Origin of the sequence: Streptomyces sp. NPDC059454, assembly GCF_042749965.1 — a bacterium.
Classification (GTDB): domain Bacteria; phylum Actinomycetota; class Actinomycetes; order Streptomycetales; family Streptomycetaceae; genus Streptomyces.
Window position 1 is genome coordinate 100,003 of record NZ_JBHYVC010000008.1, and the last position, 16,901, is coordinate 116,903.

Consider the following 16,901-nt stretch of genomic DNA (forward strand, 5'->3'; position numbering starts at 1 on the left):
GCCCCGTCCCTGGTCAGGGACGGGGCCGCGGGCATATCGCGCCTCATGCGCCCATCGCCGTCGAATGCGAGAATTTCGGTGATCCGGGGCGGTTCTCGCCGGTAGGGGGAGCGCAACGTCGAACAAGCGTGTAGCTTCCGGGGGCATCCTGGGGTGCGTTGTCAATGGGGGGTTGGTTGTTCGATGGGAGTGCGGCTGATGGTGGTCGACGACCACCGATTGCTCGCCGAGGCGTTGGCCTCGGCGTTGAAGCTGCGGGGACACCGGGTGCTGGCGGCGGCTGCGCCGGCTTCCGGGGCGGCGGATCTGGTGATCAGCAGGGCGCCCGAGGTGTGTCTGCTGGGGACGGCGGCGCCGGCGGCGGCGGGGGCGTTCGATCCGGTGGTGAAGATCAAGCGGGAGCGGGCGCAGGTGGCGGTGGTCGTGCTGGGGCCGGTGCCGTCACCGCGGGGTATCGCGGCGGCGTTCGCGGCGGGGGCGTCGGGGTACGTGCGGCACGACGAGCGCATCGAGGGGGTCGAGCGGGCGATCATGAAGGCGCGGGCGGGGGAGGCCGCCGTGGCGCCGCAGTTGTTGCAGGGGGCGTTCGGGGAGCTGCTGAATCCCGCGGCGCAACCGGACGACGAGGGTGCGCGGTTGTTGCAGATGCTGACGCCTCGGGAGGTGGAGGTGCTGGTGCGGGTCGCCGACGGGGAGGACACCCGGCTGATCGCGGCGGGCATGGGCATCGCACCGTCCACGGCCCGGACGCATGTCCAGCGGGTCCTGATGAAACTGGGCGTGGGCTCCCGCCTGGAGGCGGCGGCCCTGGCCGCCCGGACGGGCCTGCTCGACCGGGCGGGGCCGGTGGGAAGCGGCTGACCGGTCCGGTGGGATGCCTGCGGCGCGGTGTTCGGTCCGGTGGGATGTCTGTGGCGCGGTGTTCGGTCCGGTGGGATGTCTGCGGCTCCGGGTTCGGTCCGGCGGGGGTGGGCGTAGCGCCTGCGGTCGGTGGGTGGGTCGGGGCCGTGTCGGGGGTGTCCGTCCTCGGACCGGCGCGGATCACGTTGCCTGGAGGGGCTGAGGGCGCGGACGCGCCGGGCCAGCCCCGCCCCGTCCCCTCCGCGCCGTAGGCGGCTACCCGCCGCACCTCCCGCGATCCGCGGGCAGTCGTGCCGCAGGGCGGCACGGGTGGGCGCGACAGCACCCCGCAAGCGCCGGGCCGCGCGAACACCCCCGGCCCACACCGGCACGGGGCAACCCGTAAGCGCGGGGCACCCGCAAAGCGCCGGCCCGCGCGTCCCGTACGGCGCCCCCTACTCCTCCCGTTCCCCCGGAACGACATCCGGCGGCGGCGGAGCCGTCGGCCTGAGCTTCAGCCAGAGGAGGAACAGCAGGCCCAGGACCAGCATCCCCAACCCCGTCCAGAGGTTGATGTTGACCCCCTCGGCCTTGTCGATGTCCGCATCGGACGCGGTGAATCCCGCGATCGTGACGATCACGCCGTACACGACGAACAGCCCGCCGATGATCCGCCGGATGTCGAACAGCCGTGCGGCCGTCGCGGACTTGGTCTCCAGCTCGGAGACCTCCTGCTGGAGCTCACGCTCGGAATAGTGCTCGGACATACTCTCTCCATCCTCCCGCGATCAGAACGAGAACGGGATGTAGCAGGCGGCAGCCAGGATCACCGCACCCCAGCCCAGCAATGCCGGCTTCCGGTACCACGCGTCGTCGCCCTCCGCGGGCGGCTCCGCCATGCCCGGGGAGCGCGTGCCGTAGACCAGGCCCTCCAGCTCCCGTGCCGGCTTGGGCGCGGTGAAGAGCGACACGGCGACCATGACCACCGCGCCCGCGACGAAGCCGGCGATCGCGGAGACGAAGTTGGCGCCCTGGTCGGAGGGGATGTCGATGATGCCCTGCTTGTAGATGACGAAGTAGTTGATCATCGCGGCGGTGGTGCCGGCGATCAGTCCCCAGAAGCCGGACTTCATGGAGGCCCGCTTCCAGAACATGCCGATGATGAAGACCACGAACATCGGCACGTTGAAGAAGGAGAACAGCGTCTGCAGGTAGCTCATGATGTTGGAGAAGGAGCTGGCCAGGAACGCCGTGCCGATGGAGGCGAGGACACCGATCGCGGTGATCAGGCGGCCGAAGCGGACGTAGTACTCGTCCTCGCGGTGCTTCACCACGTACTTCGCCCAGATGTCGGTGGTGAAGACGGTGTTGAAGGAGGAGATGTTGGCCGCCATGCCGGCCATGAACGCGGCCAGCAGGCCGGTGACGGCGATGCCCAGGACGCCGTTGGGCAGGAGCTGCTGCATCAGGTACGGGATCGCGTCGTTGTACTGCAGGTCCGAGTCGCCCGTGCCGATCCTGGGGACCATCACGGCGGCGACCAGGCCCGGGATCATCACCAGGAACACGATGAAGATCTTCGGGAACGCGGCGATGAGCGGGGTGCGCTGGGCCGCCGAGAGGTTCTTGGCGGACAGGGCGCGTTGCACCTCGGCGAAGTTCGTCGTCCAGTAGCCGAAGGAGAGGACGAAGCCGAGGCCGAGGACGATGGTCAGCCAGTTGGCGCCGAGCGGGTTGTCGCTGCCGATGCCGGTGCCGCCCCAGGCGGTCATGAAGTCGTCGCCGCGCGCCTCGGTGAGGGAGTCGGACAGGCCGTCCCAGCCGCCCACGCTCTTCAGGCCGAGCACCGTGATCGGGATGAGCGCGGCGAGGATGACGAAGAACTGCAGGACCTCGTTGTAGATCGCCGAGGACAGGCCGCCCAGGGTGATGTAGGCCAGGACGAAGAAACCGGCGACGACGATCGCCACCCACTGCGGCCAGCCGAGGAGGGCCTCGACCACGATCGCGAGGGCGTACAGGTTGACGCCGGCGATCAGGATGGCCGCGGCCGCGAAGAGGAGCGAGCTGAGCAGGTGGGCCGCCCGGTCGAAGCGCAGCAGCAGGAACTCGGGAACCGAGCGGACCTTGCTGCCGTAGTAGAACGGCATCATCACCAGGCCCAGGAAGACCATCGCGGGGATGGCGCCGATCCAGTACCAGTGGGTCGTGTAGACGCCGTACTGGGCGCTGTTGGCCGCCATGCCGAGGATCTCGGTGGCGCCGAGGTTGGCCGCGATGAAGGCCAGACCGGTGACCCAGGCGGGCAGGGAGCGGCCGGACAGGAAGAAGTCGAGGCTGGTCTTGACCGAGCGGCGGGCGGCGAGGCCGATGCCCAGCACGACGACGAAGTAGATCCCGAGGATCGTGTAGTCCAGCCAGTTGGTGGGGAGTCGAAGCTCTGCGGCCAGGTATGTGGGGGTTTGCATACACACTCGCTTCGTTCGCGAACTGATCCGGTGCGGAACCCATGCCTCCGTGTTCAGTGACTGAACACTTCCCGTGATGTTCTTTGTTCGATCGTGATGAACAGGGCTCGCTGGTGGGTTGTGATGTGTTATGTTCGATTGTGTTGATTGATTGGCGGGTGCAGAGGAGTGCGGCAGTGAAGAAGACCTCGACCCGGCTGGCCGACGGTCGCGAGCTCATCTACTACGACCTGGGCGACGACACCGTCCGCGACGCCGTCGACCGCCGTCCGCTGGACGCCACCGTCACCACGTCCGAGATCCGCCGCGACGTGCTGCTGGGTGATTCCGTCGCCATCGCCTCGCACCGCCAGGGGCGCACGTACCACCCGCCGGCCGACGAGTGTCCGCTGTGTCCTTCCGGGGGCGACCGGCTGAGCGAGATCCCGGACTCGTCGTACGACGTGGTCGTCTTCGAGAACCGTTTCCCCTCGCTGGCCGGGGACTCGGGCCGGTGCGAGGTCGTCTGCTTCACCTCCGACCACCACTCCTCCTTCGCCGGTCTGAGCGAGCGGCAGGCGCGACTCGTGCTCGACGCCTGGACCGACCGGACCTCCGAGCTGTCGCATCTGCCCTCCGTCGAACAGGTCTTCTGCTTCGAGAACCGGGGGGCCGAGATCGGCGTCACCCTCCAGCACCCGCACGGGCAGATCTACGCCTACCCCTTCACCACCCCCCGCACCTCCCTGATGCTGCGCCAAGTGGCCGCACACAAGGAGGCGACGGGCGGCGAGAACCTGTTCGACGCCGTGCTGGAGCGGGAACGGGCCGGCGAGCGGATCGTCCTTGAGGGTGAACACTGGGTGGCCTTCGTGCCGTACGCGGCGCACTGGCCCTACGAGGTCCACCTCTACCCCAAGCGCCGGGTGCCCGACCTGCTCGGACTGGACGAGGCGGCGCGCACGGAGTTTCCCCAGGTGTATCTGGAACTCTTGAAGCGCTTCGACCGGATCTTCGGGGAAGGCGAGCCTCCGACGCCGTACATCGCGGCCTGGCACCAGGCCCCGTTCGGGCAGTTGGAGGACTTCGAGGGCGTCACGCGTGACGACTTCGCGCTCCACCTCGAGCTTTTCACCGTCCGCCGCACATCCGGCAAGCTGAAGTTCCTCGCGGGCTCCGAGTCCGGCATGAACGTGTTCATCAACGACGTGCCGCCGGAGCGCGCGGCCGAGCGACTGCGAGAGGTAGCGAGTTCATGAGCGGGAAGTACCTGGTGACGGGCGGGGCCGGTTACGTCGGCGGTGTCGTCGCCCAGCACCTGCTGGAGGCCGGCCACGAGGTCGTCGTGCTCGACAACCTCTCCACCGGGTTCCGGGAAGGTGTTCCCACGGGTGCGTCGTTCCTCGAGGGCGACATCCGCGATGCCGCCAAATGGCTGGACCCCTCCTACGACGGTGTCCTGCACTTCGCCGCGTTCTCCCAGGTCGGCGAGTCGGTGGTGAAGCCGGAGAAGTACTGGGACAACAACGTCGGCGGCACCATGGCGCTGCTCGGCGCGATGCGCGAGGCGGGCGTGCGCCGGCTGGTGTTCTCCTCCACGGCGGCGACCTACGGCGAGCCCGAGCAGGTCCCGATCGTCGAGTCCGCGCCCACCCGGCCCACGAATCCGTACGGCGCCTCGAAGCTCGCCGTGGACCACATGATCACCGGTGAGGCGGCGGCGCACGGGCTGGGCGCGGTCTCCCTGCGCTACTTCAACGTGGCCGGCGCCTACGGGCAGTACGGCGAGCGGCACGACCCCGAGTCGCACCTCATCCCGCTCGTGCTGCAGGTGGCCCAGGGGCGGCGTGAGGCGATCTCCGTCTACGGCGACGACTACCCGACGCCCGACGGCACCTGCGTGCGCGACTACATCCACGTCGCCGACCTGGCCGAGGCCCATCTGCTCGCGCTGAAGGCCGCGGCGCCCGGCGAGCACCTGATCTGCAACCTCGGCAACGGCAACGGATTCTCCGTCCGCGAGGTCGTCGAGACGGTCCGTCAGGTCACCGGCCACCCGATCCCCGAGGTCGTGGCCCCCCGCCGGGGCGGCGACCCGGCGGTCCTGGTGGCGTCGGCCGCCACCGCCCGCGAGAAGCTGGGCTGGAACCCGTCGCGCGCGGACCTCGCGGGGATCGTCGCGGACGCGTGGGAGTTCGCGCAGCAGCGCGCCGAGCAGGCCAAGTAGGCCGAGAAGAACGTCACGAAGGGGCAGGGGTCAGGGCATGAGCGAGTCCAGCGGGGCCGTCGCGGGGTCCGTCGCCGAGCGGTTCGAGGAGCTGTACGGGGCCGCGCCGGACGGGGTGTGGGCGGCACCGGGCCGGGTCAACCTCATCGGCGAGCACACCGACTACAACGACGGCTTCGTCATGCCGTTCGCGCTGCCGCACACCGCGGTCGCGGCGGTGTCCCGGCGGGACGACGGCGTACTGCGGCTGCACTCCGCCGACGTGGACGGCCCGGTCGTGGAACTGGCGGTCGACGCCCTGGTTCCCGAATCGGACAAGCGGTGGACCGCCTACCCGGCGGGCGTGGTGTGGGCGCTGCGCGAGGCCGGGCACACCGTGACCGGCGCGGACGTCCACCTCGCCTCGAGCGTCCCGGCGGGCGCGGGCCTGTCGTCCTCGGCGGCCCTGGAGGTCGTGGTCGCGCTCGCGCTGAACGACCTGTTCGGCCTCGGCCTGCGCGGCTGGCAGCTGGCCCGGCTGTGCCAGCGCGCCGAGAACGTCTACGTCGGCGCCCCGGTCGGCATCATGGACCAGACCGCCTCGGCCTGCTGCGAGACCGGCCACGCCCTGTTCCTCGACACCCGTGACCTCTCGCAGCGGCAGATCCCCTTCGACCTGGCCGCCGAGGGCATGCGCCTGCTCGTCGTCGACACCCAGGTCAAGCACAGTCACAGCGAGGGCGAGTACGGCAAGCGCCGCGCGGGCTGCGAGAAGGGCGCGGCCCTGCTGGGCGTCGACGCCCTGCGGGACCTCCCGTACGAGGAACTGGACGCGGCGCTTGAGCGGCTCGGCGACGAGGAGGAGGTCCGCCGGCTGGTCCGGCACGTGGTGACGGAGGACGAGCGGGTCGAACGGGTCGTGTCCCTGCTGGAGTCGGGCGACACCCGCGCGATCGGCCCGGTCCTGGTCGAGGGACACACCTCCCTGCGGGACGACTTCCGCGTCTCCTGCCCCGAACTCGACCTGGTGGTGGAGACCGCCGTCGCCTCCGGCGCCCTCGGCGCCCGCATGACCGGCGGCGGCTTCGGCGGCTCGGCCATCGTCCTGGCGGAGGAGACGGACGTCCCGACGATCACCAAGGCGGTGGAGGAGGCGTTCGCGGCGGCCGGCTTCACCGCTCCCCGCGTCTTCGAGGCGGTCCCGGCGGCGGGAGCGCGTCGGGTGCGCTGAGGCGGGGCGGCGGCGCCGGCCGGAAGCCGGAGTGCGCCGCCCGCGGACACCGGATCCGGTGGCGGCTCGGTCAGCGCAGTCGCTTGGTGAGGGTGTACTCCGTGATCCCCGGCGGGTAGTCGGGGATCACGCACACCACGTCGTAGCCGTGCTTCCGGTAGAAGTCCGGGGCCTGGAAGTCCCAGGTCTCCACGCGGGAGGCCGTGCAGGCGCGTTCGGCGGCGGCGACGCGTTCCGCCTCCGCGAGGAGGCCGGAGCCCAGGCCCGCCCCCCGGTGGCGGCCGTCGACCCAGAGGTAGGTCACGTGCAGCCAGGCCGTCCAGGTGTGGCCGACCAGGCCGCCGGCCAGTTCACCGTTCGCATCCGACGCCCACACGTGCAAAGGCGATTCGCGCTCGTCCGGGGTTCCGCGCAGTGCCCGCAGGATCGGGGAGGCCGCGGTGTTCGTGTCCCGCAGCCGCCTGCGGAGCAGATCACGTCGGGCCTTGTCGACTTCTGTCTCAAGACGAAACATGCGGCTCACCATAAACGCGCAAGGCCGCCAGTTCTGCAAATAACCTTCCGCTCCCGGCCCTCGCCCGTACCCTGATGAACAGTGCCGGTGGGGGCCGGTGCCGTTCAGGGGGCGAGACGGTCGGGTACGGCGTCCGAGGCGGGGCGGCGGTTGTCGCGCGGCGGCGGCCGTGTGGCTGCGGCGGCCCGTCCCACGTCCGGTCAGTGAGGTGACAGCGCCTCGGCGTCGTACCCGCGCCGGTGTCGCCCTCCGACGATGGGGTAATCCCCTGCTCTGGGAAGAGCTTGGGGAAGGGGGTTTCGTGGTTCGCATTCGAGTCCTGGTCGTCGACGACCATCGCATCTTCGCCGAGTCGCTGGCCGCGGCCCTGGCCGCAGAGCCCGACGTCGACGTGTCCGCGGCGGGCAGCGGCCCGGCCGCGCTGCGCTGTCTGGAGCGGGCGGCCGCCGAGGGGCGGCGGTTCGACGTGCTGCTCGTCGACGCCGACCTGGGCGGCAAGATGCCGGGCGGCCGGCCGGCCGTGCCCGTGCAGGCCGGTGACGAGGACGGGCTCGTCGACGGGATATCGCTGGTCACCGGGGTGCGTTCGGTGCAGCCGCAGGTACGGATCGTCGTCCTCGCCGAGAAGGACGATCCGGCCCGGGCCGCGCTCGCCCTGCAGGCGGGGGCCTCCGGGTGGGTGGCCAAGGACTGCTCGCTGAACCGGCTGCTCACCGTCATCCGGGGGGTGCTGCGCGACGAGACGCATCTGCCGCCCGCGCTGCTGACGGGTGTGCTGCGGGAGCTGACCGCCGCCCGGCGGCACCGCACGGAGAGCGAACAGCTCGTGGAGTCCCTGACCCCGCGCGAGCGGGAGGTGCTGCGGTGCATGGTCGCGGGGCTGGGGCGCAAGGCGGTCGCCGAGCGCCTGTATCTGTCCCCGCACACCGTACGGACCCATATGCAGAACGTCCTCGGGAAGTTGGGGGTGCACTCCACCCTCGCCGCGGTGGCCCTCGCCCGGCGGGCGGGTGTCGGGCCCGTCGACCTAACCGGGGATGTTGTCGAACGGGGCGGTCAACTGGCGTAGCAGCCCGGCCAGTTCGCCGCGCTGGGCGCGGGTGAGTTCCGCGAGGATCGCCCGCTCCTGCGCCAGCAGCCCGGCCAGTGCCTGGTCGGCGCGGTCGCGGCCCTCGTCCGTGAGCCGGACCAGGACACCGCGCCGGTCGCTGGGGTCGGGCAGCCGCTCCACCAGGCCCTTCTTGGTCAGGCGGTCGATGCGGTTGGTCATCGTGCCCGAGGTGACGAGCGTCTGCGTGAGGAGCTGCCCCGGCGAGAGCTGGTACGGGGAGCCCGCGCGGCGCAGCGCGGTCAGGACGTCGAACTCCCAGGACTCCAGGCCGTGCTCGGCGAAGGCGAGCCGGCGCGCCCGGTCCAGGTGCCGGGCCAGTCTGCTCACCCGGCTGAGCACCTCGAGCGGTTCCACGTCGAGGTCCGGGCGCTCCCGGCGCCACGCTGCGACCAGCCGATCGACCTCGTCCTCCATGACGATCAGTGTAGTGGTTGTGTCGATGTGAAGTCTCTTGATGTCGAGTCTCTTGACGTCGAGACGGATGGCGGGTGACGCTGGGTACCCGTCCACCGGCATCCGGGAGGCCCCATGTCCGCGGCGACCCCTCTGTGGGACCCCGTCCAGTACCTGCGTCACGCCGGTCACCGCACCCGGCCCTTCACCGACCTCCTGGCCCGCGTGCCGGAACTCCCGGGGGACCCGCCCCGCATCGCCGACCTCGGCTGCGGCGCCGGCAACGTCACGGCCCTGCTCACCGACCGCTGGCCCGCCGCCCGCGTCACCGGCTACGACAACTCGTCCGAGATGCTCGCCAAGGCCCGCGTCGACCACGAGGGCGGCAGGCTGGACTTCGCCCACGCCGACGTCCGCACCTGGACGCCCGGGGAGCCGTACGACCTGATCGTCAGCAACGCCACGCTGCAATGGGTTCCGGGACATGTGGAACGGTTCGGTGACTGGGTCGGCGGGCTGGCTCCCGGTGGCACCTTCGCCTTCCAGGTCCCCGGCAACTTCGACGCCCCCAGCCACACCCTGCTGCGGGAACTCGCCGCCTCCCCGCGCTGGCGGGGCCGTCTGGCCGGCGTCCTGCGCCACGACGACGCCGTACTCCGGCCGGAGGCCTACCTGGAGCGGCTGACCGCCCTCGGCTGCACGACCGACGCCTGGGAGACGACGTACGTGCATCTGCTGGAGGGGGAGGATCCCGTCCTCGACTGGGTCAAGGGCACGGGCCTGCGGCCCGTCCTGACGGCTCTGGCGGACGATCCCGAGGCCCGCGACGCGTTCGTCGACGCGTACCGGTCCGCCCTGCGAGCGGCCTATCCGGCCGGCCCCCACGGCACCCCGTTCCCGTTCCGCCGCGTCTTCGCGGTCGCGGTCAAGGAGGCGTGAGGGCGTGCTCACCGCCGTCGACCATGTGCAGCTCGCCGCCCCACCCGGCTCCGAGGAGCGCCTGCGTGCGTACTACGTGGACGCCCTCGGCATGACCGGGACGCCGAAGCCGTCCGCCCTGGCGGCGCGCGGCGGCTGCTGGTTCGAGGCCGGAGACGTACGGCTTCATCTGGGCATCGAGCACGACTTCCGGCCCGCGAGGAAAGCCCACCCAGGTCTGAGAGTGAACGGCATCGAGGCGTACGCCGCCCGCCTGGCCGCCCACGGGGCCCCCGTCACCCGGGACGACGACCTCCCGGGCCACAAACGCTTCTACTCCGATGACCCGGTGGGCAACCGGCTCGAGTTCCTGGAGCCGGTCGGCTGACGGTCCCGCTGCCCGAGGGTTCCCTCCGCCTGCCGGCGGACCGGATCATCCAGCTGGGAGGCGGCCTCGCCGATCGTCATTTCGGTCATGCCCGCACGATTCCACACGGCGGGCCGTGTCCTCAGCTCTTCCGGTGACCTATCAGCCGGGGCTTCGGCTCCAGCCCGTCCAACCCGTGCCACGCCAGGTTGACCAGGTGGGCCGCCACCTCCGCCTTCTTCGGCTTGCGGACGTCCAGCCACCACTGACCCGTCAGCGCCACCATCCCGACCAGGGCCTGCGCGTACAGCGGGGCCAGCTTCGGGTCGAAGCCGCGGGACTTGAACTCGCGGACCAGGATGTACTCCACCTGGGTGGCGATGTCCGAGATCAGCGAGGCGAAGGTGCCCGTCGACTGGGGGATGGGGGAGTCGCGGACCAGGATGCGGAAACCGTCCGTGTACTCCTCGATGTAGTCGAGGAGCGCGAACGCGGCCTGCTCGCACAGTTCGCGGGGATGGCCGGCCGTCAGCGAGCTCGTCACCATGTCCAGCAGGCGCCGCATCTCGCGGTCCACCACCACCGCGTACAGCCCCTCCTTGCCGCCGAAGTGCTCGTACACCACCGGCTTGGAGACCCCGGCCTTCGCCGCGATCTCCTCCACCGACGTGCCCTCGAAGCCCTTCGCCGCGAACAGGGTGCGGCCGATCTCCAGCAGCTGCTGGCGGCGCTCCACACCGGTCATCCGGGTGCGACGCGCACGCCGCGGCTTGTCATTGCTCGGGGTGCTGCTGGAGTCGGTCGCCACGGCGACCATCATGCCGCCTCGGCGGCTTCCTTCCCCCGCCGGGCGTCGCCTTCCGAGGTGTTACGGCGCGAATCGATACGCGAGCGTGACGGCCACCGCACGTCGTACGCCCAGCCCAACTGCTCGAACCAGCGGATCAGCCGGGCGGACGAGTCCAACTGCCCGCGCTCCACACCGTGCCGCGCGGACGTCGGGTCGGCGTGGTGCAGGTTGTGCCAGGACTCACCGCAGGACAGGACCGCCAGCCACCACACGTTGCCCGAACGGTCCCGTGACTTGAAGGGACGCCTGCCGACCGCGTGGCAGATCGAGTTGATCGACCACGTCACGTGGTGCAGCAGCGCCACCCGCACGAGCGACCCCCAGAAGAACCCGGTGAACGCGCCCCACCAGGACATCGTGACCAGGCCGCCGATCAGCGCCGGCAGGGCCAGGGACAGCGCCGTCCACAGAATGAACTGGCGGGAGATCGCACGGAGCGCCGGGTCTTTGATCAGGTCCGGCGCGTACTTGTCCTGCGGCGTCTGCTCCTCGTCGAACATCCAGCCGATGTGCGCCCACCACAGGCCCTTCATCAGCGCCGGGACCGTCTCCCCGTACTTCCACGGCGAATGCGGGTCGCCCTCGGCGTCGGAGAACTTGTGGTGCTTGCGGTGATCGGCCACCCACCGCACCAGCGGGCCCTCCACCGCCATCGACCCGGCGACCGCCAGCGCGATCTTCAGCGGCCGCTTCGCCTTGAACGAACCGTGCGTGAAGTGCCGGTGGAAACCGATGGTGATGCCGTGGCAGCCGAGGTAGTAGAAGAAGACCAGCAGACCGAGGTCCAGCCAGCTCACCCCCCACCCCCACGCCAGCGGCACCGCCGCCACCAGGGCCAGGAAGGGGACGATGATGAAGAGCAGCAGCGTGATCTGCTCGATGGAGCGCTTGCGCTCGCCGCCCATCGTGGCGGAGGGCACCGCGTCGCCGGACCCGGGTTGTTTCGGAGCTTCGTGCAGCACATCGGAGCCTGAGGTCATGCGTGTTCCCTGTGGGGTATGTGGACGGGGAGCGGGTGCCCGGCCTCCGGAAACGCACTGCGTACCTACGCCTCCGTAACCTACGGCAACGTAAGTATGACAGTGCGTCACCCGGCGGCAAGAGCCCGTGAGCCTGCGCGTCCGGGTCGACACCTATCCTTGAAGTCGGTCGGACAGCGCGGTCCGCTCTGAATTTCTTCCCGGACGTCCGGCCCGCAAGCGGCGCACGCCGCGCGAGACACCGTCCGGGTTCCCTCCCAGACGAGCTTCAACACTGCAAGGAGCCGCACCTGTGAGCAGTGCCGACGACCAGACCACCACGACGAGCAGCGAGCTGCGCGCCGACATCCGCCGACTGGGCGACCTCCTGGGAGAGACCCTGGTCCGGCAGGAGGGCCCGGAACTGCTCGACCTCGTCGAGAAGGTCCGCCGACTCACCCGTGAGGACGGCGAGGCCGCCGCCGAGCTGTTGCGGGGCACCGAACTGCAGACCGCGGCCAAGCTGGTCCGCGCGTTCTCCACCTACTTCCACCTGGCCAACGTCACCGAGCAGGTCCACCGCGGCCGGGAACTGCGCGCCCGCCGCGCCGCCGAGGGCGGGCTGCTCTCCCGCACCGCCGACCGCCTCAAGGACGCCGACCCCGAGCACCTGCGCGAGACGGTCCGCAACCTCAACATCCGGCCCGTCTTCACCGCGCACCCCACCGAGGCCGCCCGCCGCTCCGTCCTCAACAAGCTCCGCCGGATCGCCGCCCTCCTCGACACCCCGGTCATCGCCTCCGACCGGCGCCGCCTGGACACCCGGCTCGCCGAGAACATCGACCTCGTCTGGCAGACCGACGAACTGCGCGTGGTCCGCCCCGAGCCCGCCGACGAGGCCCGCAACGCCATCTACTACCTCGACGAGCTGCACGCCGGCGCGGTCGGCGACGTCCTGGAGGACCTCACCGCCGAGCTGGAGCGCGTCGGCGTCCACCTCCCCGACGACACCCGCCCCCTCACCTTCGGCACCTGGATCGGCGGCGACCGCGACGGCAACCCCAACGTCACCCCCCAGGTCACCTGGGACGTCCTCATCCTCCAGCACGAACACGGCATCAACGACGCCCTGGAGATGATCGACGAACTGCGCGGCTTCCTCTCCAACTCCATCCGCTACGCGGGTGCGACGGAGGAACTGCTGGCCTCCCTCCAGGCCGACCTCGACGCCCTCCCCGAGATCAGCCCCCGCTACAAGCGGCTCAACGCCGAGGAGCCCTACCGGCTCAAGGCCACCTGCATCCGCCAGAAGCTGGAGAACACCAAGCTCCGCCTCGCCAAGGGCACCCCCCACGAGCCCGGCCGCGACTACCTCGGCACCGGCCAGCTCCTCGCCGACCTGCGCATCATCCAGGCCTCCCTGCGCGAACACCGCGGCGGCCTCTTCGCCGACGGCCGCCTCGCCCGTACGATCCGCACCCTGGCCGCCTTCGGCCTCCAGCTCGCCACCATGGACGTACGCGAACACGCCGACGCCCACCACCACGCCCTCGGCCAGCTGTTCGACCGGCTCGGCGAGGAGTCGTGGCGGTACGCCGACATGCCCCGCGAGTACCGCTCCAAGCTCCTCGCCAAGGAGCTGCGCAGCAGGAGGCCGCTCGCCCCCACCCCGGCGCCCGTCGACGCCGCCGGCGAGAAGACCCTCGGCGTCTTCCAGACCGTCAGGCGCGCCCTGGAGGTCTTCGGACCCGAGGTCGTCGAGTCGTACATCATCTCCATGTGCCAGGGCGCCGACGACGTCTTCGCCGCCGCCGTACTGGCGCGTGAGGCCGGGCTCATCGACCTGCACGCCGGGTGGGCGAAGATCGGCATCGTGCCGCTCCTTGAGACCACCGACGAGCTCAAGGCCGCCGACACCATCCTCGAGGACATGCTCGCCGACCCCTCCTACCGGCGCCTCGTCGCGCTCAGGGGCGACGTCCAGGAGGTCATGCTCGGCTACTCCGACTCCTCCAAGTTCGGCGGCATCACCACCAGCCAGTGGGAGATCCACCGCGCGCAGCGGCGGCTGCGCGACGTCGCCCACCGCTACGGGGTGCGCCTGCGGCTGTTCCACGGCCGCGGCGGCACCGTCGGCCGCGGCGGCGGCCCCACCCACGACGCCATCCTCGCCCAGCCCTGGGGCACCCTCGAGGGCGAGATCAAGGTGACCGAACAGGGCGAGGTCATCTCCGACAAGTACCTCATCCCGGCCCTCGCCCGGGAGAACCTGGAGCTGTCCGTCGCCGCCACCCTCCAGGCGTCCGCCCTGCACACCGCACCCCGCCAGTCCGACGAGGCCCTCGCCCGCTGGGACGCCGCCATGGACGTCGTCTCCGACGCCGCCCACACGGCCTACCGGAAGCTCGTCGAGGACCCCGACCTGCCGACGTACTTCCTTGCCTCCACGCCCGTCGACCAGCTCGCCGACCTGCATCTGGGCTCGCGGCCCTCCCGCCGCCCCGGCTCGGGCGTCTCGCTCGACGGACTGCGCGCCATCCCGTGGGTGTTCGGCTGGACCCAGTCCCGGCAGATCGTCCCCGGCTGGTACGGCGTCGGTTCCGGCCTCAAGGCACTGCGCGAGGCCGGTCTGGACACCGTCCTGGACGAGATGCACCAGCAGTGGCACTTCTTTCGCAACTTCATCTCCAACGTGGAGATGACCCTCGCCAAGACCGACCTGCGCATCGCCCAGCACTACGTCGACACCCTCGTCCCCGACGAGCTCAAGCACGTCTTCGACGCCATCAAGGCCGAGCACGAGCTCACCGTCGCCGAGGTCCTGCGCGTCACCGGCGAACAGGAACTCCTGGACGCCGACCCGGTCCTCAAGCAGACCTTCACCATCCGCGACGCCTACCTGGACCCGATCTCCTACCTCCAGGTGGCCCTCCTCAAGCGTCAGCGCGACGCCGCCGGCGCCGACGAACAGCCCGACCCGCTGCTCGCCCGCGCCCTGCTGCTCACCGTCAACGGCGTCGCGGCCGGCCTGCGCAACACCGGCTGACCCGGCGCGACGAAGGGTGCCCCCGGCCTCGTACGGTTGGGGGCACCCCTCGTTTCGGGCGGCTTGTTCCGGACGGCTCGCTTCAGGCAGCCTGTCTCGGGCGGCTCGCTTCGGACGGCTCGCTTCAGACGGCCAGGAAAGCCGCCGTGAGCAGCGCTGCCCCCGACAGGGCCAGCACCCACGCCGCCCGCGTCCGCAGCAGACCGCCGGCCACGACGACAGACGCGAGCAGCAGCGCGCCGCCCAGCGGAACCCACGCGTAGAGAACCCCGGCGGGACCCGAGCGGACGGCGTCCGTGCCGCCCGGCTTCAGCACCACCGTGTACGTCCGCCCCTCCGCCACGGCCACCGAGTTCTCCAGCACGACCTCCGCACGCGGCTGCGACCCCTGCGACAGCGGCGTGTACGGCCCCGCACACGTCTTCGCGCCGCACCGCGTCACCTCCACCGTGCCGCGCTCGCGCCCCTTCGTCAGCATCGCGTGCTGCGCCGTACCCCATGACGCCCACACACCCGCGACCAGGATCAGCGCGGTGACCGTGCCCATCGCCGCGAACCGGCCGAACCGCAGGGCGGAAGAGCCACGGGAGGAGCGGACCGCAGGAGCCATGGCCGAGATCCTTGGCCATGACCTTGCGCTCGGTCAACTCCGGTGGGTCCCGGCGGGCTCCCGCAGAAGGACAAGTCAACCGATGTACCCATCAGCACGTCACGAGTTGTACGTCCCCTGCGCCCGCTCCAGCCCTTCGATCACCAGACACTCCACCGCGTCCGCCGCCCGGTCCACGAAGTAGTCCAGCTCCTTGCGCTCCGCCGACGAGAAGTCCTTCAGCACGAAGTCCGCCACCTGCATCCGCCCCGGCGGCCGCCCGATCCCGAACCGCACCCGGTGGTAATCCCGCCCGAACGCCTTCGTCATCGACTTCAGCCCGTTGTGACCGTTGTCCCCGCCACCCAGCTTCAGCCGCAGCGTCCCGTACTCGATGTCCAGCTCGTCATGGACCGCCACCACGTTCGCCGCCGGCACCTTGTAGAACTCCCGCAGCGCGTTCACCGGCCCGCCCGACAGATTCATGTACGACATCGGCTTCGCCAGGATCACCCGCCGGTTGTCCGGCCCCGGCGGACCGATCCGCCCCTCCACCACCTGCGCCTGAGCCTTGCCGGCCCGCTTGAACCGGCCCCCGATCCGCTCCGCCAGCAGATCCGCCACCATGAACCCCACGTTGTGCCGGTTCATCGCGTACTCGGGCCCCGGATTGCCCAGCCCCGCGATCAGCCACGGGGCACCGGCGTCGGTCGTCACCTGCATGTCTCCCTCGATACGCGCCAGCCGCTGCCCCCGACGGGAAGCAGCGGCTGACGAAAACGGCGTCGGTGCGGATCAGGCCTCGGTGGCGCCCTCGGTGGCCTCCTCGCCCTCCGCGGCCTCCTCCGCCTGCGCGGCCAGCACCTGGATGACGACCGCGTCCCCGTCGACGGCCAGCTTGGCACCCTTCGGGAGGGTGATGTCCTTGGCGAGGACGGAGGCACCGGCCGCCAGACCCTCGACGGACACCGTGACGGCCTCGGGGATGTGGGTGGCCTCGGCCTCGACCGTCAGGGTGCCCAGCACGTGCTCCAGCAGGTTGCCGCCCGCGGCCAGCTCGCCCTCGGTGAGGACCGGGATCTCCACCGTGACGGTCTCGCCGCGCTGCACCAGCTGCAGGTCGACGTGCTCCAGGAAGCCCTTGATCGGGTCACGCTGCACCGACTTCGGGATCGCCAACTCGTTCGACGTGCCGTCGATGTCCAGCGCGATCAGCACGTTCGGCGTACGCAGCGCGAGCAGCAGCTCGTGGCCCGGAAGGGTCAGGTGCAGCGGGTCGGAACCGTGCCCGTACAGCACACCCGGAACCTTGCTGTCACGACGGATACGGCGCGCGGCACCCTTGCCGAACTCGGTGCGCGTCGCGGCGGAGATCTTCACCTCGGACATAATCACTCCTCGAAGTCAGAAACGGACGTGGTCACCCGGCC

At 70.8% G+C, this 16,901-nt stretch carries 17 protein-coding genes; 8 read left to right on the plus strand and 9 right to left on the minus strand.

What is annotated here, in order from left to right; genetic code table 11:
* Window positions 1-183: 183 nt before the first annotated feature.
* Window positions 184-861 carry a LuxR C-terminal-related transcriptional regulator gene (locus ACFXAE_RS08310; protein ID WP_384709902.1) on the plus strand — a complete coding sequence of 226 codons (678 nt, stop codon included), beginning with the start codon at window positions 184-186 and terminating at the stop codon, window positions 859-861.
* Window positions 862-1,295: 434 nt separating this feature from the next.
* On the opposite strand, the gene ACFXAE_RS08315 is transcribed toward ACFXAE_RS08310, so the two are convergent.
* Together ACFXAE_RS08315 and ACFXAE_RS08320 are read right to left on the minus strand one after the other, a co-directional pair.
* Complete coding sequence (locus ACFXAE_RS08315) at window positions 1,296-1,607, minus strand: hypothetical protein (protein ID WP_384709905.1); 312 nt, start codon at window positions 1,605-1,607, stop codon at window positions 1,296-1,298.
* Window positions 1,608-1,628: 21 nt separating this feature from the next.
* Window positions 1,629-3,308, minus strand: a complete 1,680-nt coding sequence (locus tag ACFXAE_RS08320) for a sodium:solute symporter family protein (RefSeq protein ID WP_384709908.1) — start codon at window positions 3,306-3,308, stop codon at window positions 1,629-1,631.
* 176 nt (window positions 3,309-3,484) lie between these two features.
* On the opposite strand from ACFXAE_RS08320, the gene galT reads away from it, so the two are divergent.
* From galT to galK, 3 genes are read left to right on the plus strand one after another with little or no spacing between them, the layout of a single operon-like run.
* The gene (gene galT / locus ACFXAE_RS08325) at window positions 3,485-4,546 is read left to right on the plus strand and encodes a galactose-1-phosphate uridylyltransferase (RefSeq protein WP_384709911.1); all 1,062 of its coding nucleotides are present in this window, start codon (window positions 3,485-3,487) and stop codon (window positions 4,544-4,546) included.
* Complete coding sequence (gene galE, locus ACFXAE_RS08330) at window positions 4,543-5,514, plus strand: UDP-glucose 4-epimerase GalE (RefSeq protein WP_384709914.1); 972 nt, start codon at window positions 4,543-4,545, stop codon at window positions 5,512-5,514. The genes galT and galE overlap by 4 nt, the downstream gene beginning before the upstream one ends.
* 37 nt (window positions 5,515-5,551) lie before the next feature.
* Entirely contained in the window at window positions 5,552-6,724 is a 1,173-nt protein-coding gene (galK, locus tag ACFXAE_RS08335; protein WP_384709916.1) for a galactokinase, read from the plus strand.
* A gap of 70 nt (window positions 6,725-6,794) precedes the next feature.
* Here the strand turns inward: galK and ACFXAE_RS08340 are convergent, their stop codons facing one another.
* The gene (locus tag ACFXAE_RS08340; RefSeq protein WP_384709919.1) at window positions 6,795-7,250 is read right to left on the minus strand and encodes a GNAT family N-acetyltransferase; all 456 of its coding nucleotides are present in this window, start codon (window positions 7,248-7,250) and stop codon (window positions 6,795-6,797) included.
* Between the two features lie 289 nt (window positions 7,251-7,539).
* On the opposite strand from ACFXAE_RS08340, the gene ACFXAE_RS08345 reads away from it, so the two are divergent.
* Complete coding sequence (locus ACFXAE_RS08345; protein WP_384709922.1) at window positions 7,540-8,307, plus strand: LuxR C-terminal-related transcriptional regulator; 768 nt, start codon at window positions 7,540-7,542, stop codon at window positions 8,305-8,307.
* On the opposite strand, the gene ACFXAE_RS08350 is transcribed toward ACFXAE_RS08345, so the two are convergent.
* Entirely contained in the window at window positions 8,266-8,763 is a 498-nt protein-coding gene (locus tag ACFXAE_RS08350; RefSeq protein WP_384709925.1) for a MarR family winged helix-turn-helix transcriptional regulator, read from the minus strand. The two genes, ACFXAE_RS08345 and ACFXAE_RS08350, sit on opposite strands and share 42 nt — an antisense overlap.
* Window positions 8,764-8,877: 114 nt before the next feature.
* Between ACFXAE_RS08350 and ACFXAE_RS08355 the strand changes: the two genes are divergently transcribed.
* Complete coding sequence (locus ACFXAE_RS08355) at window positions 8,878-9,681, plus strand: trans-aconitate 2-methyltransferase (protein WP_384709928.1); 804 nt, start codon at window positions 8,878-8,880, stop codon at window positions 9,679-9,681.
* A gap of 4 nt (window positions 9,682-9,685) precedes the next feature.
* Entirely contained in the window at window positions 9,686-10,048 is a 363-nt protein-coding gene (locus ACFXAE_RS08360; protein ID WP_384709931.1) for a VOC family protein, read from the plus strand.
* Window positions 10,049-10,169: 121 nt separating this feature from the next.
* On the opposite strand, the gene ACFXAE_RS08365 is transcribed toward ACFXAE_RS08360, so the two are convergent.
* Window positions 10,170-10,847 (minus strand): TetR family transcriptional regulator, encoded by a 678-nt coding sequence (locus ACFXAE_RS08365; protein WP_384709934.1) that lies wholly within the window; start codon window positions 10,845-10,847, stop codon window positions 10,170-10,172.
* Window positions 10,844-11,857 (minus strand): acyl-CoA desaturase, encoded by a 1,014-nt coding sequence (locus ACFXAE_RS08370; protein WP_384709937.1) that lies wholly within the window; start codon window positions 11,855-11,857, stop codon window positions 10,844-10,846. The genes ACFXAE_RS08365 and ACFXAE_RS08370 overlap by 4 nt, the downstream gene beginning before the upstream one ends.
* A gap of 292 nt (window positions 11,858-12,149) precedes the next feature.
* Between ACFXAE_RS08370 and ppc the strand changes: the two genes are divergently transcribed.
* Complete coding sequence (gene ppc, locus ACFXAE_RS08375) at window positions 12,150-14,882, plus strand: phosphoenolpyruvate carboxylase (RefSeq protein ID WP_384709939.1); 2,733 nt, start codon at window positions 12,150-12,152, stop codon at window positions 14,880-14,882.
* A gap of 124 nt (window positions 14,883-15,006) precedes the next feature.
* Here the strand turns inward: ppc and ACFXAE_RS08380 are convergent, their stop codons facing one another.
* From ACFXAE_RS08380 to ACFXAE_RS08390, 3 genes are all read right to left on the minus strand, one after another.
* Window positions 15,007-15,492 carry a hypothetical protein gene (locus tag ACFXAE_RS08380; protein WP_384709942.1) on the minus strand — a complete coding sequence of 162 codons (486 nt, stop codon included), beginning with the start codon at window positions 15,490-15,492 and terminating at the stop codon, window positions 15,007-15,009.
* A gap of 99 nt (window positions 15,493-15,591) precedes the next feature.
* On the minus strand, window positions 15,592-16,194 hold the full coding sequence (gene pth, locus ACFXAE_RS08385; RefSeq protein ID WP_384709945.1) for an aminoacyl-tRNA hydrolase: 603 nt from the start codon (window positions 16,192-16,194) through the stop codon (window positions 15,592-15,594).
* Between the two features lie 72 nt (window positions 16,195-16,266).
* Window positions 16,267-16,860 (minus strand): 50S ribosomal protein L25/general stress protein Ctc, encoded by a 594-nt coding sequence (locus ACFXAE_RS08390; protein ID WP_384709948.1) that lies wholly within the window; start codon window positions 16,858-16,860, stop codon window positions 16,267-16,269.
* Between the last annotated feature and the right edge of the window lie 41 nt (window positions 16,861-16,901).